Source organism: Paenibacillus sp. MER 180 (genome assembly GCF_023713665.1).
Classification (GTDB): Bacteria; Bacillota; Bacilli; order Paenibacillales; family Paenibacillaceae; genus Paenibacillus_B; species Paenibacillus_B suaedae.
Genome location: NZ_JAMAVT010000056.1, coordinates 1 through 1,027, shown reverse-complemented (window position 1 = coordinate 1,027; position 1,027 = coordinate 1). Strand labels below are relative to the sequence as shown.

Below are 1,027 nucleotides of genomic sequence, written 5' to 3'. Positions count from 1 at the left end.
TGTTTTTTGCAAGTGAAAAATGCTCAATTTTGCAGCCAAAAATGCCAAAGCACTTGCCATCCACCTGCAAAGCTACAAAGGAACCCGTTCCATCGCTTGCTTGAAGCGGAAACTCTCTCCCGTGAAAGAGAGAATATGAGCATGGTGCACTAAACGATCCACCAGGGCAGACGTTAGCTTGGTGTCCCCAAAAATCGAGGTCCACTGACCGAATTCTAGGTTAGACGTCACAATGACGCTCTGTCTTTCATAACAATCGGCAATCACATTAAACAGCAATTCAGCTCCCGTTTGGCTAAACGGTACGTAACCGACCTCATCTAGGATAAGCAGATCCACCTTTTTTAGCTTCTCACGAAAGCGACTAATTGTGCCTGCTGCGAATTTCTCCTGCAGCACTGCTACCAAGTCCGAAGCCCGGTAAAATTGTACGGTTTTCCCTCGTCTGCAGGCTTCCACCCCTAAGGCGGTTGCCATATGTGTTTTCCCAGTTCCCACAGCCCCCATTAGCAGCAGGTTTTCTTGTCGCTCCAGCCATCCGAGATCCCTGAGCATGTCCGGACTGCTTTCACTTGGAAACGAAATATGGTCATAGACATATCCTTCAAACGTTTTAATGTGAGGGAAACCGGCCTGCTGAACGAGCTTTCCCAATTTGGAGCGGCGCCGACCGTCAAGTTCGGCTGTTAATAGTTCCTCTACCCATCTGCTTATCTGCTTGTCCTGCTGAAGCGCCACGTACTCTACCACATGCGCTAGCCGAAGCTGTCGACATAAATCTGCGAGATCTGTCTGCATGTCAACTCACCCCCATGAGTCGGTCATAACGCTGGAGTGATTCACCGCTTTGTGTGCCTGGAGGGGATAGTGTTTCTTGCCAAGTAACAGGGATTTCCCTGTTTCCTTGCTGTACGCCTAATGCTGCTGTAAGACAAGCAACTGTCGCTTCATTGCCTTCTTGCTCAAGCGTTTCTTGAATCTGTTGTACGGTATATACATCGCTCCAGTGAGCCAGTGCCTGCAGACG

The 1,027-nt window shown here is 49.3% G+C and carries 2 protein-coding genes; both read right to left on the bottom strand.

All coding sequences use genetic code 11. The annotated features are described in order from the left end of the window. Window positions 1-72: 72 nt before the first annotated feature. Window positions 73-798 carry an IS21-like element helper ATPase IstB gene (gene istB, locus M3661_RS29760; RefSeq protein ID WP_065294464.1) on the bottom strand — a complete coding sequence of 242 codons (726 nt, stop codon included), beginning with the start codon at window positions 796-798 and terminating at the stop codon, window positions 73-75. A gap of 1 nt (window position 799) precedes the next feature. Continuing rightward, on the bottom strand, window positions 800-1,027 hold a 228-nt coding region (locus tag M3661_RS29755; RefSeq protein WP_251491276.1), incomplete at its 5' end, for a hypothetical protein.

Excerpts from the sequence above, each read along its gene's own strand:
- istB (WP_065294464.1), bottom strand. The coding sequence starts at position 798 with ATGCAGACAGATCTCGCAGATTTATGTCGACAGCTTCGGCTAGCGCAT.